This is a genomic window from Petrocella atlantisensis, assembly GCF_900538275.1.
GTDB classification, from domain to species: Bacteria; Bacillota; Clostridia; order Lachnospirales; family Vallitaleaceae; genus Petrocella; species Petrocella atlantisensis.
This window is the reverse complement of record NZ_LR130778.1, coordinates 3,037,103-3,058,972: the sequence shown is the minus strand read 5'-3', so window position 1 is coordinate 3,058,972 and position 21,870 is coordinate 3,037,103. Positions and strand designations below refer to the sequence as shown.

The 21,870-nt window shown below is 36.3% G+C and carries 20 protein-coding genes; 1 reads left to right on the top strand and 19 read right to left on the bottom strand.

Annotated features, from left to right (window positions below):
• Positions 1 to 71 precede the first annotated feature (71 nt).
• From PATL70BA_RS14090 to PATL70BA_RS14030, 13 genes are all read right to left on the bottom strand, one after another.
• Positions 72 to 1,148 carry a tripartite tricarboxylate transporter substrate binding protein gene (locus PATL70BA_RS14090; RefSeq protein ID WP_172596259.1) on the bottom strand — a complete coding sequence of 359 codons (1,077 nt, stop codon included), beginning with the start codon at positions 1,146 to 1,148 and terminating at the stop codon, positions 72 to 74.
• A gap of 73 nt (positions 1,149 to 1,221) precedes the next feature.
• Positions 1,222 to 1,884, bottom strand: a complete 663-nt coding sequence (locus PATL70BA_RS14085; protein ID WP_125137969.1) for an aspartate/glutamate racemase family protein — start codon at positions 1,882 to 1,884, stop codon at positions 1,222 to 1,224.
• A 14-nt stretch (positions 1,885 to 1,898) separates the two neighbouring features.
• Positions 1,899 to 2,867 (bottom strand): transketolase family protein, encoded by a 969-nt coding sequence (locus tag PATL70BA_RS14080; protein WP_125137968.1) that lies wholly within the window; start codon positions 2,865 to 2,867, stop codon positions 1,899 to 1,901.
• A complete protein-coding gene (locus PATL70BA_RS14075) occupies positions 2,860 to 3,699 on the bottom strand; it encodes a transketolase (protein WP_125137967.1) in 840 nt (279 codons plus the stop codon). Before PATL70BA_RS14075 ends, PATL70BA_RS14080 begins: the two co-directional genes overlap by 8 nt.
• 335 nt (positions 3,700 to 4,034) lie before the next feature.
• A complete protein-coding gene (locus PATL70BA_RS14070; RefSeq protein ID WP_125137966.1) occupies positions 4,035 to 4,736 on the bottom strand; it encodes a FadR/GntR family transcriptional regulator in 702 nt (233 codons plus the stop codon).
• Between the two features lie 404 nt (positions 4,737 to 5,140).
• Positions 5,141 to 5,326 (bottom strand): hypothetical protein, encoded by a 186-nt coding sequence (locus PATL70BA_RS14065; protein WP_125137965.1) that lies wholly within the window; start codon positions 5,324 to 5,326, stop codon positions 5,141 to 5,143.
• Positions 5,327 to 5,363: 37 nt separating this feature from the next.
• Positions 5,364 to 6,602, bottom strand: a complete 1,239-nt coding sequence (locus PATL70BA_RS14060) for a sensor histidine kinase (protein ID WP_125137964.1) — start codon at positions 6,600 to 6,602, stop codon at positions 5,364 to 5,366.
• Complete coding sequence (locus PATL70BA_RS14055) at positions 6,603 to 7,211, bottom strand: response regulator transcription factor (RefSeq protein ID WP_330510359.1); 609 nt, start codon at positions 7,209 to 7,211, stop codon at positions 6,603 to 6,605.
• 57 nt (positions 7,212 to 7,268) lie between these two features.
• On the bottom strand, positions 7,269 to 7,772 hold the full coding sequence (locus PATL70BA_RS14050) for a hypothetical protein (protein ID WP_125137962.1): 504 nt from the start codon (positions 7,770 to 7,772) through the stop codon (positions 7,269 to 7,271).
• Positions 7,773 to 7,921: 149 nt separating this feature from the next.
• On the bottom strand, positions 7,922 to 8,122 hold the full coding sequence (locus tag PATL70BA_RS14045) for a hypothetical protein (RefSeq protein ID WP_125137961.1): 201 nt from the start codon (positions 8,120 to 8,122) through the stop codon (positions 7,922 to 7,924).
• A gap of 121 nt (positions 8,123 to 8,243) precedes the next feature.
• Positions 8,244 to 9,116, bottom strand: a complete 873-nt coding sequence (locus PATL70BA_RS14040) for an alpha/beta hydrolase (RefSeq protein WP_172596258.1) — start codon at positions 9,114 to 9,116, stop codon at positions 8,244 to 8,246.
• A gap of 67 nt (positions 9,117 to 9,183) precedes the next feature.
• Positions 9,184 to 10,047: a helix-turn-helix transcriptional regulator gene (locus tag PATL70BA_RS14035; RefSeq protein ID WP_125137959.1), complete on the bottom strand. Its 864-nt coding sequence runs from the start codon at positions 10,045 to 10,047 to the stop codon at positions 9,184 to 9,186.
• 474 nt (positions 10,048 to 10,521) lie between these two features.
• Entirely contained in the window at positions 10,522 to 12,030 is a 1,509-nt protein-coding gene (locus PATL70BA_RS14030; RefSeq protein ID WP_125137958.1) for a protein adenylyltransferase SelO, read from the bottom strand.
• A gap of 232 nt (positions 12,031 to 12,262) precedes the next feature.
• Between PATL70BA_RS14030 and corA the strand changes: the two genes are divergently transcribed.
• Complete coding sequence (corA, locus tag PATL70BA_RS14025) at positions 12,263 to 13,330, top strand: magnesium/cobalt transporter CorA (protein WP_172596257.1); 1,068 nt, start codon at positions 12,263 to 12,265, stop codon at positions 13,328 to 13,330.
• Between the two features lie 47 nt (positions 13,331 to 13,377).
• Here the strand turns inward: corA and PATL70BA_RS14020 are convergent, their stop codons facing one another.
• From PATL70BA_RS14020 to PATL70BA_RS13995, 6 genes are all read right to left on the bottom strand, one after another.
• A complete protein-coding gene (locus PATL70BA_RS14020; RefSeq protein WP_125137956.1) occupies positions 13,378 to 14,331 on the bottom strand; it encodes a sugar ABC transporter substrate-binding protein in 954 nt (317 codons plus the stop codon).
• An 18-nt stretch (positions 14,332 to 14,349) separates the two neighbouring features.
• Positions 14,350 to 15,675 (bottom strand): ABC transporter substrate-binding protein, encoded by a 1,326-nt coding sequence (locus PATL70BA_RS14015; protein ID WP_125137955.1) that lies wholly within the window; start codon positions 15,673 to 15,675, stop codon positions 14,350 to 14,352.
• Positions 15,668 to 16,999, bottom strand: coding sequence for a sensor histidine kinase (locus PATL70BA_RS14010; protein ID WP_125137954.1), 1,332 nt, complete (start codon positions 16,997 to 16,999; stop codon positions 15,668 to 15,670). The genes PATL70BA_RS14015 and PATL70BA_RS14010 overlap by 8 nt, the downstream gene beginning before the upstream one ends.
• A gap of 207 nt (positions 17,000 to 17,206) precedes the next feature.
• Positions 17,207 to 19,270, bottom strand: a complete 2,064-nt coding sequence (locus PATL70BA_RS14005; protein ID WP_125137953.1) for a methyl-accepting chemotaxis protein — start codon at positions 19,268 to 19,270, stop codon at positions 17,207 to 17,209.
• 140 nt (positions 19,271 to 19,410) lie between these two features.
• Positions 19,411 to 20,526, bottom strand: a complete 1,116-nt coding sequence (locus PATL70BA_RS14000; RefSeq protein WP_243115924.1) for a substrate-binding domain-containing protein — start codon at positions 20,524 to 20,526, stop codon at positions 19,411 to 19,413.
• Positions 20,527 to 20,652: 126 nt separating this feature from the next.
• Positions 20,653 to 21,852 (bottom strand): sugar ABC transporter permease, encoded by a 1,200-nt coding sequence (locus tag PATL70BA_RS13995; RefSeq protein WP_125137951.1) that lies wholly within the window; start codon positions 21,850 to 21,852, stop codon positions 20,653 to 20,655.
• Between the last annotated feature and the right edge of the window lie 18 nt (positions 21,853 to 21,870).

The following is a 21,870-nucleotide window of genomic DNA, read 5'->3' as shown; positions in this document are numbered from 1 at the left end:
AATTTAGGGCTGGTATATACCAGCCCTATGAATTGTACATTGTAGTAACACTTAACTTGCTGTGATTTGCCTTATGGTCTAGGTATATCAAAATCTTCCGGTGAAAATTCGGTAAGTCCCATATCTTGAAGAATCCAGCTCATAGTGCTTTGTGCTTTTGCACTGAAAGCTCTAGCTTCATCCCCTGTCAAGTTATACATCACTGCGTATTGTTCTTCTGCAAACTTAGCAATTTCATCACTTGCCATCGCCACTTCAAAGGCATCTTTTAATACTTTAACTCTAGCTGGATCCGTATCTGCCGGAACCATAAAACCTATAAATTGGTTAAGTGGTAAGTATTTTTCTAAAGAAGGAATGGATTTTGTTACTGCCGAAATAACTCCGTAGCCTGGGAATTCATAGTCTGTTGGTTGAATGGCTACAAGTGGGATTAGGTCGCCTGACCTTATAAAATCTGCAACCTCGCCTGCTGAAGCTGTTACTGCTGCTGTCTCTCCTGATACACAAGCTGTGATTGCCGGTCTTGAACCGTCATAGGTTACATTACCAACAGGAACATCACCATAGCTACTAAAAAGATTCGCTAAGATAAACCATAATCCACCCGCTGTTGATGCAACCTTATATTTGTCCGGATCTGCTTTTGACTTTTCAATGAGTTCTTCGATTGTTGCAACACCTGCATTTTTATTCACAAGTAGTAAACCTGGTGAACCACCAGCGATAAAGTATTCAAAGTCTTCAGTGGTTTGTGGCATACCTGTCATAACAGGCACCAATAGTGGTGTTTCACTTGTTCCAAGTATTGTATAACCATCATGCTCTGAGTCCCATACATAAGCTTGACCCGTTCCACCCGGTCCACCACCGGTCATATTATTTACAAGAATCTTAACGCCAAGGGGCTCTTCCATTGCTGCACTAAGTGCCCTGTTCCACACATCCGTACCACCGCCTGCGCCAAAAGGGACAATATTATTGATGGATCGTTCCGGATATGCATCCATTGGTTCTTCAACTTCAGCTATTTCTTCAGTTTCTTCTGCAACAGGTGCAGTTTCAGCTGCTTTTTCTTCTTTTGCACAACCTGCAAATAATGTTGTTACCATGATAAGAACAAGTAATAATGATAATGATTTTTTCATTATAATACCTCCTGGTTTTTTGATTAATTTTTTCATGGTTCCCCACGGTTTGTAAACCCCTAATACCACCCTGTTATTTTTCCATTAACGCTTTTATCGCATCAAACCCGCTGGCACCAATTTTAAACAATGGCACACCCGGATCATCATGTTGAACACGGCTCATTGAAATCTGAGCAAATGTGATCACATCTACTTCTTTGGCCAACTCATAAAGTGCCTCTCGTACAAGTTCGTCATGTCTTGCATGGTCTCCTGAACATAGGATGTCAAATGCCCCATCAACAACTTTAATTATAGGTTCTATCATCTTACCTTGTCTAGTTGCTTCTTCATTAATTAATCGAAGCGTCGCGATCGGACTTGTAGGAAGTGTTGCTAGAATTCCTATTTTGGTGCCCGTATCAACACATTTTTTAGCTACCGGTTCATCAATATTAATCATTGGGACGTTTACAAATTTTCTTGCATAGGCCGCTGCTTCATTTACGGATGTACATGTAACCATGATACCGTCTGCACCGTTTGATTCAGCTGCTAATGCATAATGCATAATTCTTTTTGCTACACTTTCCGTTAACTTGCCAGCTTGAAGTGTTTGTGGTAGTAAACTGTCATCAGCAATGTTAAAGATTTCAAAGTCTTCGTTTGCTTCTAGAAAAGGCTTTGCAAATGGATTGTAAATCATGTCCATAAATTGATTAATGGTATGAATAAGATATAATTTCTTCTTCATGTTATCCCTCCTTTCTATAATAGTTCTCGCGCCATTTTAATAATGTAGCAAGCATCCATTTCATATTTATGTAATAAATCATGATAAGGTCCTGACTCAGCAAAACAATCTTTAAGTCCGACTTTTCTCATAATACCATTACCTTGTGTTGCCAGAATATCTGCAACTGCACTACCCAATCCGTTTAATATATTATGATCTTCAACTGTAATAATCTTACCTGTTTTTGCTAAGGTTTTTAGAACTAATTCTTCATCCAAAGGCTTGATTGTGTGCATATCGATGAGTTCTACATCAACACCATTTTCAATAAGTTCTTCTGTTGCTTTTATAGCTTCATGGAGTAAATCGCCATTAGCGATAATGGTAATATCCCTACCTTCACGAAGCACCTTACCTTTACCTATGACAAATTCTTCATTTTCTTCATAAAAATTGGGCATACTGTCTCTTGTAAATCTTATATAACATGGACCATCATAATCCATCAATGCCCTCATCATGGCCTTTGTGGCGTTATAATCAGCAGGCATCATGACTGCTATATTGGGTACAGTACGATAAATACCCATATCCTCTATCGCTTGATGTGTAACACCATCACTTGCAGGTGTAAGTCCGCCATGGCTACAACACACCTTTACGTTTAAATTGGGATAACAAGCACTAGTTCTAATCTGTTCAAGCATTCTCATACTTCCAAAGACTGCATAGGTACTAACAATCGCTTTATACCCAAGGGTAGCCAGTCCTGCACCAACACCAGCTGCATTTTGTTCTGCTATGCCTACATTAATATGTCTTTGGGGATATTTTTCTGCAAACGCCATGGTTTTCATGGACTTTGCTATATCACAATCAATCACAAAAAAGTCATCTCTTTCCGCACCCATTTCAAGCAACACATCACCATAAGCTTGTCTGGTTGGTTGTGGGTCATAGCCTCTGGATGTTTTTACATGTTCTTTTTGAATCTTACACATTGCAGTCACCTCCATTGATTTCGCTTAAGGCTTGTGTGAATTCCTCTTTGTTTGGAGCTACACCATGCCACATTGGCACATGTTCCATAAAGGAGACACCTTTACCTTTTATGGTATTGGCTACGATACATATAGGTCGTCCTGCATGTCTAAAGGCTTTCATTTCTTCAAAGGTCTTAACCAGATCTGAAATATCATGTCCGTCGCAGACCATGACTTCCCAGCCAAAACTTTTCCATTTATCCGCAATATTGTCCATGGGCATAATATCTTTTGTAAAACTATCGTTTTGAATTCCGTTAAAATCAACGATTGCAACAAGATTATCGAGCTTATACTTAGATGCTGTACATGCGGCTTCCCATACCTGACCTTCATTAATCTCGCCATCTCCAAGGGATACAAACACTCTCGCTGAATTATTAGTAGATTTAAGCCCTATGGCCATGCCTGCGCCAACGGATAATCCTTGTCCAAGAGAACCTGTTGTCATATCAACACCTGGAACTTTATTCATATCAGGATGGCCTTGTAAAATCGAACCAAATTTTCTAAGTGTATGAATAATCTCGTAATCATAATACCCTTTTTGTGCTAAGACAGAATAAAGAACAGGGCAACTGTGACCTTTAGATAGTATAAAGCGATCACGGTCTTCCATTTTCGGATTTTGAGGGTCTATATGCATCTCATCATAGTACAGAACTGTTACATAATCAGCAGCGGATAAGGATCCACCTGGATGCCCTGAACCTGCTGCATGGATCATCGTAAGAATTGTTGTTCTCAATTCACGCGCTTTTTCTTCTAGATATGCTATTTTATCGTTCATAGTTCCTCCTTAATTGTTTGCACTACGTACTACGTAGGATGTACTATGTATTATATCCCCTCTACTAGCCTTTGTCAATATGTTTCACAGTTATTTTTGAAACTTCTCAGCTTTCTTGTGCAATATGTCTTGAAATGCAAACGAGAAAAGAATCTACGCTTCGTTATGAGCTCTGCTCATATTTCTGAACGGTTCGAAAGGAAAGGTCTTTGACGTATTCTGCCAGGCTTCAAGGCTGAATACTAAAGTATGACTTTCCTTGAGAACAAAAAAAAATAAGTACCTATAAAAGTACTTATCTCTTTCAAGTTTTTATGCTTTGACCTCTATAAAGATCAGTCTGCACTCTTCCATTCAAGCTTCCATTCTCGAAGCGTTTTTTCAACCAATTCATTCACACCTGATTTATTTTTATGTTTAAGAAGTTCTACTATACCATAATGGTTTTCAATGCTTCTCTTGATACCGTTTTCTTGAGAAATAGATTTCTTGATATATTCTGGAAATAGACTAATGATGACTTCACCAATTTGCTTTATTAGAGCATTCTCCGTAAAATCCATAAGTAACTTATGAAATTCTAGATCTTGTTGTACATAATAATCAATCGTATGAACATCCTTTTTGAAGTTATCTTCAACCTCAGCAAGAAGATTGTATATCTTTTCAAATTTTAATTTCGTCATCTTATCCATAAGATTAAACAACACCATCGTGTCGAACATAACTCGAAGCTCATACAAATCTTTATTTGACTTCGGTTCAATGATCAAACTAAACAGTAATGGGTTGAAAAAACTCGGTTTAACTTTTTTCACAACATATGTGCCTTGTCCTCTTTTCACTTCTAATACGCCAAGAGCTGTAAGCATTTTGACCGCTTCTCTGACAGAATTTCTTCCTACACCTAATTGCTCAATCAATTCAACTTCAGTTGGTAGTTTATCGCCGGGTAAAAGCTCTCCCTTTATAATTGACGTCTTAATTTTGTTCACTACAATACTAACCACTGATTCATTATCTATTCTTTCAAACATCTTATGCCTCCAAGGTTCTAATTTTCAAATACAAAGCCCTATACACAGCAGTTTTAATTCCAAAAATACTTAGATATAGGTCGTCATATGTATGACCTATATCTAAGTATAAATTATATTCTAAAATAAAACCAGTACATTATATATAAAATAAACATACCCCATATGGATGACGCCCTATGAGGTATCTCATTTATCTAAGATTAATCTTCAGTATTTTTAGGAACTTCAGTTTCTTCAGGAGCAATGTTGATTTGTCTGGTTGCTGCCTGTATAGTATCTTTATTAACTGTAACATATCCCCGAGCATAATCAGCACCATTGTTATCTAATTCACCTTCAACCAGAATTACAATCGTACCATCGTCATTCTCCGTTCTTTCAGTTATGTCTCCTGCTACGCTTCACTTCTTGTTTCTATTTAGCCATTTGTCTTCTTGTTTTTTGACCCAAGACATATCTCTGTAATTGTAATGATCAGGGTCTTTCATTAAATCATCTGCGTCTTTTGCAGAATATCCACCTGTGATTGGAAAATACTTAAACATAAACTCCAAAATACTTTTTAATCTTCGCCCTATTTTTTTCATTTTTTTCCTCCTAATGTTAAAAATAACTCTTTACAAATCATATATTAATGGGTAGCAATATTACTAAAGAAATGCCTTTATCCACATGTATAGCTCTGACTCTACCTTTGTGCGCTTGAATGATTTCTTTTACTACGTACAGGCCAAGACCGACGCCAGGCATCACCTTATTTCTTTTATAAAACTTATCAAACATATGATTGACTTCTTCTATAGTCATTTCTGTTCCATAATCACGGTACTTAATCATATAAAATTCTTTTTCAATAGATAAATCTATTTCGATTTTTACATGAGAATCTCCTCTAAACTTAATACTATTTTGTATTAAATTGTGAAAGACCTGCTTCATCCTGTCGATATCAAACTTTAGATTATATGCTCTTTGAGAATAACTTACCCTTATATCATATTCCTGATAAGTCTTAGCCATCTCAATCAGAAAAATCTTTAAGTCGTTGTTGTCCATTGTCATCTTCATACTATTTTTATTATATTTATTAAAATCTATTAAGTCAGATATGAGTAATTCTAAACGTTCCATTTCTGAATTGATAATCAATATGCCCTGATCCAATGTACGGTCATCTACATTTTTTTTGCCAACAATTTCAATCCACCCTTTTATACTAGTTAGCGGTGTTCTAAGTTCATGACTGATCATGCTGATAAATTCTTTTTTAAGTTTCTCATTTGAATCAACACTTTCAATTAATTCGTTATACTTTAAGTACAATCGCGCCATATCAGACTCTAAATTATCACAGACCACCTTTTCCCCATTTAGAATCCCTTTTTCTAAAATATGAATAGGCTTCGATATGCTATCTGATAGTAATATCGTAAACAATAAGCCCACTACAAAAATGAATGCCAATCTATATACTAGTCTATATATCAAACCCTTCTCGAACTTATATATATGACTCAAATCACTAACAACAATTAATTCTTTACCGTCTTTAAGAACAGTTCTATCTGTATAGAAATCCGTATTTGTATAGTCTAAAGGATATAAATATCTATTAGAGTATTCAATGACTTTATCCCCTTCTCTTATTTCATAATAGATCTTATCATTATTTAGAATACTTTGATAATAAGCATTGTCTGAATCATAGGCTTTAGTACCTTCTTCCATGATTGATATAATATTTTGATGTGCAGCTTCAGAATAATTAGATTTAATTAAACGGAAGTTCCCTATTCCAAACAAAATAAGTATCATGAAAAAAAGAATACCGAAGTAAAATGAAACCAAACTTAATACTTTCATCTAATTCTCCCACTTGTAGCCAACGCCCCAAACTGTTTTTATATAAGCTTCTTTATCTCTATCTAATTTGCATCTTAGCCTATTAACGTTAACAATTACGATTTGTAGGTCCCCGACATAATCTTTACCCCAAATCAAGTCCGCAATTTCATTTTTTGTAAACGTTTTTTCGTGGTTTATAAAAAATAACTGAAACAACTTAAATTCTGTCGGGGTTAGAATTATATTAACCCCTTCTTTTCTTACTGCCCGATTACATAAATCTAAGGTGAATGGTTCTCTTACAATAATAGCTTGGGACTGCTTATTATTGTTTTGATAGCGTTTCATTCTAATCATTAATTCGCCAATGCCAAAGGGCTTTTTAACGTAATCATCACAGCCAGCCATAAATCCCTCAACAACATCATCATCTTCGGTCAAGGCCGTTAAGATAATAATCGGTATTGTAGTATTACTCATCCTTACATATTTGATAAACTCAATTCCACTTCCATCCGGTAACATCAAATCAACCAATAACATAGTATAAGTAGGGTCATATATATCCATAGCTTCTTTGACCGTCTTCGCAACAACCACATCATAAGAATGCCTGGTTAATTGGATGAAGATAAACGAACTAATACCGATTTCATCCTATAATAATAATATCTTCATCTCTGATCACCTACTTCTAATATTTTCCTTTAGCATTTTATCCTTATCAATCATCACAGAATACACCATCTCACTCGAACTAACTTGATCCATTTTATTGATTTCTGACTCTTGTGATTGAGTAGCTACTAAATGCAATATATTTTCATCCATACTTACTTGAGTAATATTGCCGGCATAATTAAACTGATCAAGAATACCATTATCACGATGAAATAAAACAACTTCACCCTCTTTTTCATTTTCCTGAATGAATATTAAATGATCATCCTGAAAATAACCTTTTTCACCTTCAATATTTATGATGCTATACCCTTGTTTTGCAGGCAAAATAATCGTATCTTCATGAATAGGTTCCACTACTATATTTTCATTATTTGCGGTATAAGCCATCATAAACAAATCGCCCCCTAAAAACACAAAAATCAAGACGACAAGAAAATCTACGATACCTTTTCTTGATCGTTTAAGATTGTTCATATCTTTTTTTGTTATGACTTTTAGATTCATGATGGCCTCCATCCACTAGTATTAAATACATTATACCAAATCGCTTTACTTAATTGATAACAAAAATATAACAATTAGAAGCATAAATATAGTAGTGGCTTAAAGATGCTACAACACCTAATATAATCCGGCAAATTATATTTTCATATTTATGCTACTTTTTTGATTGTTACCATTAGTACAATCAGTAATATTATTGTTAAAATAGCAGATATCGAACCCATCACAGCATGAAATTGAATAGAACTTTTTTCAACTATTTGATTGCTCTTTATCCAAAAACCACATACAATTGTTGAAAAAAGCATTAGCATAGTTACAATTGATAGACCATTTATTAATAATTTCATTTTATCTTTCTCCTATCTTCAATCGGTTTATCTTTTACAGTAGATTATTTATGATCAAATCACTCAAAACTCTAGTTAGATTGATATATTAACCTTATGATTATAAAGTGTTGCATTAAAATTATACAGATACCAGTTTATCATGTAGAAATTTTTTACACGCTTCCATGGCCCTTTTCCCTTCCGGAATCAAATCATGTTGCGTATGAAATAGATGCCACATACCTGTCCATTTACGATATTCTACTTCATTATGTGCTTTCTTTAGTTTTTCATACAACCTCATACCGTCATCTGCTAAAGTATCATATTCAGCGACATGAATTAGAATTGGAGCTAAATCATGCACATCATGAAATAGAGGCGATATCCATGGGTTCTTCTTATTCTGACCTATCGTATAATAGTCTGATATTATATAAGGTGGCTTAACATAAAAGGGATCTTTTTCTTTCATAATCGTATAGCTTCTACCAGCATATGTTGCATCTAGAAAGGGTGTTAGTAAAATGGACGCAACCGGTTGTCTTTTCTTCTTTTCTCTTAAACTTACCATAAGGTTTAAAACCAATCCACAACCAGATGATTCTCCAAGCAATACCACCTGCTTATTGTCTGCAATACTTTCGTAAATACTATTCACCTTCTCAATAGCACTTGGAAAAGGATACTCTGGGGCAACCGGATAATCTATCATTAGCGTAGACATTTTTAAGTTTTCTGCTAAATCTATAGTTCTTTGTACGGTATTATCATATGCAGCAAGGCAATAACCGCCTCCATGAAGATACAAAACAAATCGGTTCGTATCACACCCATCCGGAACGACCCATAAACATGGCGCTTCATTAATTATTGTTGATTCAATATAAGTTGATTCTCTACACTTCTGTTTGATTCTAAATTGTCGAACATCTTTCCTGACTTCCTCCAGTGGTTTGCTCAAGTTCAACTTCTTCTTAATAAGATTTCTTAATAAATAGTTTCGTAGCATACATGCACCTCCTAGAGTCATAGTAACAGTGATGTAGCTTTTATTCCTAACATATTTTGCTATGTTTTTATTCTTTTAATCTGTTTAGCTTTCTTTTAAGTCTAACCATAATGTCAAATTGAGACAGATCACTGAGTTCATAACGGATGATTATTCCATTTCCAACATACTCTAATTTTTCATCTTTTCTTTCAATCCATCTTTTTACATCTATTTCAAGAGAATCATAGATATCTTTTATTTTTCCAACATAATGAAATTTTGCGAACCATCCGCCTTCTTCTATAATTATCTTATCATCTGGTTGTGCGACCTTCTTATTTGTTAACTTCATAAATCGAATGGCATATTTCATTTGATATTCTTCGCACTTAACAGAATTAAAATAATATCTTTGATTAATAAAAGGTAGGTCTTGAGTATTTTCAAGGAAGCAATCTCCTGCCTGATATATATCTTTCATCCAATTCGGATTGCTTTTATCGATTTTTATCTCATCAAAATAAAACCGCTGACTTTCCATAAATTCATAATCTGAACGTATATACAATTCACCTTTAAAGTTAACAAGATCCCTGGTGATTACTTTACCAATTCCATAAGGTTGAATCAGATTCTTATTACTTTGATATTTTTTAGGAGATATACCAAAAACCTGCTTGAACGCTCTTGTATAGCTTTCAGGGTAAGTAAATCCATAGCTATAAGCAGTATCAATAATCGACGCATTATCATTTAACATGACTAAAGAATGACTCATTTTTCTCTTAAGCAAGTATTGTCGATAAGGTTCTCCAATCATAAATGAAAAAATGCGACTAAAGTGAAAACTGGACATATTAAAATGATCTGATATTCTTTTTAAGGAAAGATTATCAAACAAATTTTCTTCAATATAATCTAGTGAAGCTTCCATCATTTCTTCGTACATTCTATCTCCTTGTATAATCTAATTTGGTTTATACAATTCTAATTCTATGCTGTATTTTTTGGGTTTACTATTATTATATTCTCTTTGATTCAGAATTTCAGCAAAAAACCTTACAAAATCTACTTTATTATCTATACATCTGACGTTTTCAGCTTTGCTCATAGCTGAATATATAACAGTTTGTCGAGTAGAAGAAAAGAAGCTCTGCTTCGTTATGAGCTCTGCTCATATTTCTGAACGGTTCGAAAGGAAACTTCCTTAATCGTTTACATAGCATTGTCTTTCCTAGAGTAGAACAAAGAGGCTACGCCTCGCTTTGCAAAGCAAATTGTTCCGGCAGGAAAGATTTCCTTGATAGTTTACATAGCATATACTTTCCTGGAGTACAAAAAAAGTCTCTAAGCTATAATTCCTTAGAGACAGGTTAAATACTTTCCTAAATGATTTGAATGCATGATTTTCAAGGCTATCCCCTCAAGTTCCACAATAGGTTTGGTATGGTCGGTCAGATGGACTTGGCAATGTATAATAACCAGTCTGATCGATATTGTGTGCATATGGGCTCGAAAGTACACTCAGCAAACGCTCCATTACTCTATAATCCTTATACCTTACTGCCGCTTCCAGGGCTTCTTCTACCCTATGGTTACGCGGAATTACTGCTGGATTAGAATCTCGCATTAACTGATCAGATTGAACTTTCGATTGCTTCTGCTTGCTTCTTCTCTCCTGCCACCTTGAATGCCATGAAACAAATTCGGGCAAATCATAAATACTCGTATCTTGAGGTCTATTAAAAGTCAGAGCACAAAAAGTATTGGTATAGTCTGCATGAGCATTCTCCATCATTTTGAGAAGTTCGTTAATCAGTAAATCATCACCAACCTCATCATCAAACATACCTAGCTTTGATTTCATTCCTTTTACCCAATTGTCTTGATATAAATTAGAAAATTTTAAAACTTCTGTCTCCGCCAACTTAATTGCCTCAGATGGATTAGGATGAAGAAGAGGCAATAAGGTTTCAGCAAACCGAGCTAGGTTCCATCTTGCTATGTGAGGCTGATTGCCATAAGCATAGCGACCTCCACGATCAATCGAACTAAATACTGTAGCCGGATTATACGCATCTATAAAAGCACAGGGGCCATAATCAATCGTTTCTCCACTTATTGACATATTGTCCGTATTCATAACACCATGAACAAAACCTACAAGTTGCCATTTTGCTATCAACTGGGCTTGACGCTTGATAACTTCTTGAAGTAGGAATAAATAAGGGTTCTCTTTAGCTTCCACATCTACAAAATGACGGTTAAGTGTATAGTCTGCAAGTGTGCGAAGATCCTCAACCGTACCCCAATTTGCTATGTATTGAAAGGTACCAACACGCAGGTGACTTGCTGCTACACGGGTCAAAATTGCGCCATCTAGATTGGTTTCGCGGATAACGGATTCACCGGTTGTTACAACTGAGAGACAACGCGTCGTTGGAATACCAAGAGCATACATGGCCTCACTAATAATGTATTCACGGAGCATCGGCCCAAGTGCAGCTCGACCATCGCCGCCTCGAGAATAAGGTGTTGGACCGGAACCTTTAAGTTGAAGATCATAGCGTTCACCAAAAGGCGTTATTTGTTCTCCAATAAGCAATGCTCGACCATCACCAAGCATCGTAAAATGTCCAAATTGATGCCCTGCATACGCTTGTGCAAGTGGCAAACTACCTTCAGGTACTTTGTTGCCGGCTAGAATCGCTAGGCCTTCTTCGCTTCTTAGATCTTTCTCAGTAAGTCCTAAGAATGATGCCAATGGATTATTTAATGTGATCAAACTCGGAGAGGCTACACCACTCGGTTTAATCTTTGTGAAAAACATCTTTGGCAAACGGGCATAACTATCATCCAGATGCCATCCTGTTTTTACTGTTTTTACTGTTTTTACTGTTTTTACTGTTTTTACTTCTTTTTCATTGCTCATGAACTGTCCATCTCCTATTCAAACAGATTCCTCTGGTTTGTCCTTTTTAATTGTACTACTCTTAGTATACGATAATTAATAACTGTTATCAATTAAAGTTTTTAAGTAACCTAAGTTGAGTGTATTATTACTCGGACAGATAGATTTATTCAAATGTTCTCATTGAATAAGAGATACTTCAAGTGATAGAATAAGGATGAACCCAGATATAAAGAAGGTGGTAGATACATCTATGAATTTTAATAATTTTAAGGATCCTTTTAATATGATACTACAAAAAAAACGTAGCATTGGTGAGCCCCCCGGAACGTTAAGTTATACGGGGTTGCATACAAATATCGGCGTTAAGATCGATGTTATTTCTTATGACCATGACTGGTATCAAAGGATGGAAATCACAGATCTGGAATCTTTGGAAGTAGATGATAAGAAATACTGGATCAACATTACTGGACTCCATGATATTGAGTTAATCCGAAGAATCGGTAACAAGTTTGGCATCCATCACATGGACTTGGAAGATGTTGTACATGTGTCTCAACGTAGCAAAATCGAGCTTAAAGAATTTTATCTGTTTTCTATATTTAAAATGATATATCTTAAGAATGAAGACATCCATCATGAGCATGTTTCAATATTTGTAAAAGATAAAGTCATACTGACTTTCCAGGAAGTGCAGGGTGATGTTTTTGAAGGTATTCGAAAAAGAATTGAATCCGGAAATGATCGTATTGTGGAACGCGGCATAGAGTATCTATATTATTCAATAATCGACGCTATCGTCGATCATTACTTCCCTGTCATCAACCAGTCTTTTGAAACCTTTGCAGATTTGGAAGTGAACGTCATTGAGACTGGCAACACAGACATGACTCGAATCTATCAACTTCGAAAAGAGTTGCTTTATATGGTGAATGCGATTACACCTATCCATGATGCGATTCTAATTTTTACACGTGAATCAAATCCCTATTTCACTAAAGAAGATGTGCCTTATTATGCAGATTTAATGGATCACTTAACTCAACTTGGTGATTCTTTAAAAAGTTATCGTGAAATGATCAACAGCCTCTATGAAATGCAAATGGCAGAAAAAAGCAACGCACTTAATAAAACCATGATGACACTTACCACTTTTTCTGTTATTTTCATCCCGTTGTCATTTCTTGCAGGTTTCTTTGGTATGAACTTTATTCATTTTCCAGGTCTTGACTACCCCTATGCCATTCAACTTTTTATAGCCACATGTATGACTATAGCGGCAGGGATGTTGGTGTATTTCAAAGTTAAACGCATGTAAAAATAACAAAAAATTTTAACCCATTCTATGTTTTGTCCTTTTAGTTCTTATTGCCAACCTGTTGTTCCATATTCATCCACATTATAGATATCAATAAAGATAACATCTACAAATATTTCCTTTTCTACTTCTTTACCTGCTAAGATATCATAAGCCACTTGAGCTGCTGTCATTCCAATGGTCATTGGCGATTGCGCTGCTGTGGCGGTCATCTTCCTATCTTTAATCATTTGTTTTGCTTCCGGAGCACCGTCTATACCATATACAAGTATCCTTTCTTCACTATCAATGGCTTGAAGTGCTGCTATGGCGCCCATTGCTGTTGGGTCATTTAATGCCATAACAACATTTATTTCAGGATTCTCTTGTATAATATCTTCCATAACAGACATTGCTTGTTCTAATTGTCCCTCTGATGATTGCCTAGCAACAATTTCATAATTCTCCATACCAGCAATTGTATCGATAAACCCTTGTGTTCTGTCAATGGCTGATTTAGCCGTTGGATGTTCTAAGGTTACAATTTTTGCTTTGTTTAATTTTCTCATCATGTCATTGGCACATATGACACCCGCATTATAATTGTCGGATGTTATAATGGATGCAACAAGTTCTGTATCATATACAGGCGCATCTACATTGATTATGGGTATGCCGGCTTCTTGTGCTGCTTCAAGGGCAGGACGGATGCCTTTCCAGTCTACAGGGGTTACAAAAATAGCATCAACCCCTTGTGCGATTAGATCCTCTATTTGACTGATCTGTTTGTCAGGATCAAGAGCAGGGTCCAGTGCAATTAATATATCACCATTGGCTTCTACGACATCTTTTATGCCTTTATTGAGCAAAACAAAGAAAGGATTATTCAGGGTCATATAAGTCGCTCCAAACTTATAGGAAGACTTTAATTGTGGTGTGTCATCATTCCTTTCCTTACTACATCCTGAAAGTACACCGGCAAGCATTGATAATATGAGTAGTATAACTATTGCTTTTTTCATATTTTCCCCTCCAAGTCCCTAATTCTCACTTTCAAGTATACTGTCAGCTTCTACTCTAACACTACGAATAATCTCTTGCATAGATTTATCATCCATGATATTCACCTTAATCCTTATATCCATGGATTCGATGAGCTTCTGATATTTTTTAAAGGTTGGCTCAATAACCGATTGATCGATTACCGACTCCAAAAATGCCGCATCCAATACATTACTAAGTACCTCATCCTGGGCACTGGCTTTATTCGACACCGATATTTTGGTCGGCAATGTATACGTGTAATCCCAAACCATTTGTTGTACTTCATCATTATTACTCATAAACTTGATAAATTCCCATGCTAAGTCCTTATTCTTTGATCTGCTGCTCATTCCCCATTGTACCGTATAGAGTTTACCGATACTGGTATTATGATCCACACTAGGAAAAGATATAGGTTCCCAAATGAAATCCGAGTATTTTTTCACTTTATAGGGATAGGGTTTATACGCTCTAAATTCAGCTAATGAAAAGGTTTTAAACCCAACCAGTCCCTGATCAAATGCGTAAGGTGGTACATTCTGACCGCTATTTTGTGTGTATAATGCCTTAGAGACTTCAATTGCTTTTTTCAGCTTCTCTTCATCATACACATCAATGGCCTTATCTCCAGCCTCAAAAGTTCCTTTGGCCGCGTAGTATGTATTCTCCCATCCATAACCCATTACGCCATACTGGTCATTAATACCATCTTGATTCGTATCCTTTGTTAATGCTTCAGTCATTCTCAGAAATTCATCAAGGGTCCAGTCCATATCCGGCACCGTCAAATTATTTTCTTTTAACAAGGTCTCATTTACAATCATGAATGTTGGTACTATTTGAAATGGCATGGCATATTGGTAGCCATCATAGATGCCGGCCTCAATCCCCTTTTTGTAAAAATCTTCAGAATGAAAAGAAGAATCACTTTTCATAAACACATCCAAAGGCTCTAACATGCCAATAGAAGATAATGTGTCAAAGTCTTCTCCCAGTACTATAAACACATCCGGTTCATCGCCGTTAAGTATCTTTTGTGCCAACCACTCTGAATAATCATCCATTAAGGTACCACTTCGATATTCAACAGTTACGCCCGGATTTTCCTTTTCAAAAAGCTTTATGGCTTCATCATAAATACGATAGACATCAATTTGAGGTACTCCCCATTCGTTTCCGGAATAAATACCTATTTGAACGATCGTTTTCTTATCGGATTTCAATCCCTGAACAAAAAATATGCCTAATATAATATAAATAATCACAACTAAAGCAATTACACTTTTTTTTGTTATAACGCCCGACTTATCCATATTAATCATACGCTGACCCCCACCTTATGGGAATTCCAACATTTATTGTAAATCCCTCTCCTGGATTTGTTTCATACATCATCGTTCCATTTAACATTGCAATTCTTTCTCTAATATGTGTTAATCCAAATCCTTCTTCTACATTTACACTGCCTTTCCCATTATCTGCAACCATCACTTTCACAACATGTTGATAAAAATCAATATGTAAATCAATATGACTTGCTTTTCCATGTCGAATTGCATTCGTAATAGACTCTTGAATGATCCGGTAAACTGTTTGTTCTTCATCTTCTTTAAGCTTTAGGACTTGCCCGCTAATCTCCATATCAATCTTAACCGGTGTACACTCGTTAATATCATTCACCATAATAGTAATAGCCGGTATAAGTTCAGACTTTGAAATCGTATCCACTTTTAATTCTCGAACAGAACGTCGAACCTCATCCAAGCCCTTTCTAGAGAGCTCCAATATTTTACCTAATTGTGTTTTTGCAACTTCAGGCTCAAACCCGATAATTGAAACACAAGCTTCTAAACCGGTTGTAATACTTGTCAAGGAATGTCCCAATATATCGTGTATTTCTCTCGCCAGTCGATTTCGTTCCTTCATTTTTGCATTTTCTTCCATAGTCTGAGCAAAAACTTCAAGTTGCATATTCGCCATTTTAAGCTCAGATGCCGTTTCTCTTAACTTTGTATTCAATGAACTAATGGCTGCATTTTCATTTATCTTGTTTTGAAGTAAAAGATAGAGGAAGCCTATGAACCCAATTTCATTAATGGATGTCAATAGATTCTTACCTACCAACATAAAGATTTTTACTTCTTCTGGATTATAGTCCACATACTCAGTCAGTGACAGCATCGCAAGCCGGTTAGACCAAATATCATAGTCTAACAATATAAATGAGACAAGAGCAAAAATTAGCATCCACACCCTTGAATGGGGTTCCTTTGCATAAGTGATTATATTCATCATCAATAGAAGAAATATGCCACGATAACTGAAATTCATATAATAAACAATCATAAAGCACAGCCAAAAATCAACCAATAGAAGAAGCCTTACACCAAAAAACTTCCTCTTAAGCAAATAACTTTTTAATATGTTTGAAGCACCAAGTGCCAGCATATACACCATTGCAAGAACCGCAATATTTTGTGGAATAATAGGTAAATACTGTACCCGTTCAAGGAATTCTCTTGCTAAAAAACCATCAAAAATCTTTGTTGTTGTTGATGAAATGATAAATGAGAAAAAAAGAATCACAACGACATTAACTAAATAGTTTAATTTACGTATTATTGAAATAGGTGTTGTCTCAAGCATCTTATTCACCCCCAACTAATAGGTTTTCTATAATCGAATATCTGATTATCTCAACTTAGACAGTTTTATTGTCGAGAAATTCTATTTTATTACCACTTGATAATCAGATAACTCATTATAGCATATCAGCTAAGGTTTATACCTTTAAAAACTGTGCTGATATAGAAGAATAATTATATTTTCATATATTGGAACATTGTGTATGCCTTATTTGTTTTTAATATTAAACTGTTCCATTTGTTGCCTTAAAATAGTAATAACATTGTTGAGCTGAGAGGACACATTAACAAGCTGCTCTACAGTTACCAATTGTTCTTGACCATTTGCAAGTACTTGTTCAATAGAAGCCGCAGACTCTTCAGCTATGGCTGCTATACTTGTAATGGAGTTTGTAGCATTAATTTGAACATGATCCAGTCCATTTAATAAATCATACACAAGATTTACCTCATGCATTATGGTATCCATATTTGTAATAATTTCTTTGAATATTACACCAGTATTCGTTACCGCTTTTTCTTGTTTTGTATAAATTGTACTGCCTTCTTGAATCATCTTCTGTGTCATTGTTATTGCTTCATTGATGTCACTGATAATATGCGAAATACTTTTAGCAGCTTCTTTCGATTGAACGGCTAACTTTCTAACTTCATCTGCAACAACAGCAAATCCTTTTCCGGATTCGCCAGCACGTGCCGCTTCAATAGCTGCATTTAAAGAAAGTAAATTGGTTTGCTCACTAATACCGTCAATCATGCCAATGATACCGGATATCTCCTCAAACCTTCCCACTAACTTAGACATATCAATCTCAATTTTCCTTGATAATTCCATTGTATCTTTTGTGCTCAGATTTAGCGTATCTAAAGTACTTTCAGCATTTTCACTAGCATCTTTTGTACTATTTGTAGCTTTTACAACATAGGTGAAGTGTTCTTCTGTTGCATTAAATTGATTCACCAAGTCCCGAACGACAAGTGCAGCATTTTCCGCATCTTTTGCTTGTTCACTAGCACCATCCGCCACCGATTCAACGGCTTGCATCACTTCTTTAGACGATAACGCGGAAACTTCTGAAATAGTACTGAGTTCACTTGAGTTTATTGATACTTGCTCAACAACAGTCCCTACTTCTTCAATCAAGCTCCTCATATTAGCCATCATATGGTTGAAGCTTTGAGAAAGTTGGCCAATCTCATGTTTACCTGTATATTTGGATTGAACTGTTAAGTCTCCTTGTTCAACTAATTTCATTTTTTTACGTATGTAATCTATGGGTTTTGATATCGAAATTGCAATGAAAATTCCAATAAATACTGCAATAACCATAAAAAATATTGTTAAAATCAGAGCCACGTCTTTAAGGCGTGTAATATCACCCAATATAGCACTGGTTGGAATTTTTAGTACATATATCCAGCCATTACTAAGCATACTAAACAGAATCATTGATTCATTTTCAATACCGGTAGTCGTTGTGTATGAGCCAATAGTTTCGTTCGGATCCGCTTTAATTTTTTGAATTAATTCATTATTGAAATCTGCATTTTTCATGTCCCCATCATCTTTAGCGACCATAATCACTTGTCCTGAAAGATCTAATAGTGACGATTCATCCAAATTGTTAAAGTCACTAATTCTTAAGTCACTTAACAATAAATCTTTCCTCACTTCTATAACCATAGTGCCTATTGATTCATCTGAATTTAGTTTTTTAATGTTGCGCATCAGAAACAAATCATTTGTACCATACAGATCATGAAACCATACAGGGTTATCACCGGCTTCAGATATTATTTTCTTTTCTTCAGAATCAGCAAACGTTTTGTACAAATCCTTTTGATCCCCTGTCACACTTCCAATTATTTCATCCTCTTTAATAAAGAATATATTTACGATTAAAGCGTTTGTGAATAACATAGATTCAACCTTTTTTGATATGTTTTGCTGTCGGTCATTCATCATATAGAATTCATTATCATAATCGCTTGGACCCTTTCCAAGAACTCTATTCATATCCAGGTCCACAAGAATCATTTTAGAATTATCTTCAATACTGAGTAGCTTATTATTGAAAATATTTGTCACCTTATTTACATAGGCTGTATTTGAACTGTTAACTTTATCCATTAATGAAGAACTAGCCTGACTGGTCAAAATAATGACAATAATGGTTATTGGCAATACAGCAATCAAGATGTGTGACAAAATTAACTTTGCTTTAATCGAAAGCAACTGACCTCTATTTTTGCTTTTTTTATTAGTTAGCACTGTTTGCCTCCTTAAATTTAACCTAATACTGATTTAACAAAAGTGCCAATAATGATATTGGCACTTTTGAAAGAATGTTTAAATGATTCCACCATCGACATGACAGTGATCCGTTTATTTATGTAGATTCTTGGGACTTCCTATTTAAGTAATTCCAAGCGACCTGGATCATTTGCAAATGCTTCTTTAATGTTTTCTTTAGTTACAACAAGTGGTGGAAGTGCATAGATGCCTACTTCTTTCATACCATTATCAGTAGTTTCATCAGGTGCAGGTAATCCATTACCAGCTTGTAGTGCTTTGATGATTTCAATTGTTTTGCTTACCAATGTATCTGTTGGTTTTGCAATCGTTGAATATTGTCTATCTTCCCAAATCCAAGTAACCGTCTCGTTTTCAGCATCAAGTCCTGAAGTTACTGGTGTATCTTGTCCTGCTTGTCCAGCTGCAGTAATAACCGCACGCGCTATTCCGTCGTTAGGACAAAGGACTCCGTGAATTTCCTTATCTGAGTAGAATCCTGAAAGAAGTGAATCCATACGCGCTTGAGCTTTTGAGTTATCCCAGTCCATAGTAGCAGCCTGAGTAAAGTCTGTTTGACCTGAGACTACAACTAAAGTACCATCGTCAATCTTAGGTTGAAGCACTGTCATAGCACCTTTGAAAAAGTTTGGAGCGTTAGGGTCTGCAGGGCCACCACCAAATAACTCGATGTTGTAAGGACCTTCGCCTTTTTGTGCTGCAAGTCCAGCGAGTAAAGCTTCACCTTGAAGTACGCCTGTTTTGATGCTGTCAAACTGTACAACACCATCAATAGCTGTTGTATTTTCAATAAGACGGTCATATCCGATAATAAAGATACCAGCAGCCGCAGCTTCTTCTAGAACTCCACCAAGTTGAGAACCATCAACAGGACCAACAACGATTACTTTAGCGCCATTTTGAACCATGGACTCAATTTGTTGTTGTTGTGTTGGAACTTTGTTATCCGCATGTTGAACGATTGCCTCAAAACCTGCAGCCTCCAATTTGCTTTTGAACATCTCATCTGCTTCTGCCCAGTTCTGAGTACCAAGCCAAGGTAGTGCAACGCCGATGACTGCGTCTGCAGCAAAGCCGGCTTCTTCAGCAGCTGGTGCCTCAGGAGTTTCAGTGGTTTCACTTGTTTCAGTTGTCTCTGCTTCAGTAGTTTCTGATTCAGCACGTTCCGATGTTTTACCGCAACCTGCCACCATTACCGTGATAAGAGATACCATGATTAATAACGATAGTAATTTTTTCATTTCATATTCCACCCTTCTGTTTTAAGTCCATCGACTTATTATGTAATCCCAGCCAACAATCTTCATAAATCCACTGTTGGCAGAGTTACGTTCCATAAGTTACTTACTTTTGCTAGGAAATAGCCTTCCTATAATGGATTGGCGTCCTTCCTTCTTGTTGAATACATCGATACCAACAGCCGCAAGTAGTACAAGACCCTTAATAACTTGAGTACGGTCAGCACCAACCCCCATGAGCATCAGACCGGAGTTGAGAACTGTCATTACCAAGCCTCCGACCATGGTTGCAATAATGGTTCCAACACCACCTGAAACAGCTGCACCTCCAATAAATACCGATGCAATAGCATCCAACTCCCATCCAACACCATCTGATGGACCGGCTGCATTAGAGCGTCCAACAAACATGATGCCAGCCAATGCAGCAAGGAATGACATATTGAGCATAGTCAGGAAGTATGTTCTTTGAACTTTAACCCCAGAGAGTGCTGCAGCGCTTTTATTCCCACCGACAGCGTATATATGACGACCAAATGTGGTTCTCTGGGTAATGGTATGGTAGATAATGACCAAAACCACAAGAATTACACCCGGAACTGGGAATGAAGTGCCTGGTCGTCCTGTACCAAAAATCCATGTTAAGTAACCAATAACAACACTGACTAAGGCAATTCGAACCAAAACCGGCCATAGTTCCTTTGCTTTTTTGGACCGATTGTGTTTACGTAGTTGAGTAAAAGCAAATGCGGCGATCGCAATGATACCTAGTAGTAGCGTCGAGTTGTTCATACCTGTAAAAGTTGGTCCCCACTCGGGCAAATGTCCAGCACCGAATACTTTAAGTTCCCTTGGTGCCGGTACCGATATCGACTTTGATATCCAGATAACCCCACCACGAAAGATCATCATGCCACCCAATGTTGTAATAAAACCGGGAATACCAAGTTTGGCCACCCATAAGCCCTGCCATGCGCCTATTAAGGCCCCTACTGCAAGGCTAAGTAGCACACCAACCCACCATGTTAATCCTAAATCGCGTACGGCAATAGCCATGACCATACCTGAGAATCCAGCTACCGAACCGACGGATAAGTCAATCTGTCCGATTACAATGACCATCATCATTCCAAGCGCCAGCACCATGACATAGGCATTACCGGATATTAAGTTCTGAAAGTTGGAGGAAGTAATCATTTTCCCCCCGGAAATAATATTAAAGATGATAGCAAGTGCTACTAAGGCAAGCACCATAGTGTAATCCTGCAATTTGTCACCTAGTATTTTCTTAATGTATATCATAACAATTTCTCCCTATTT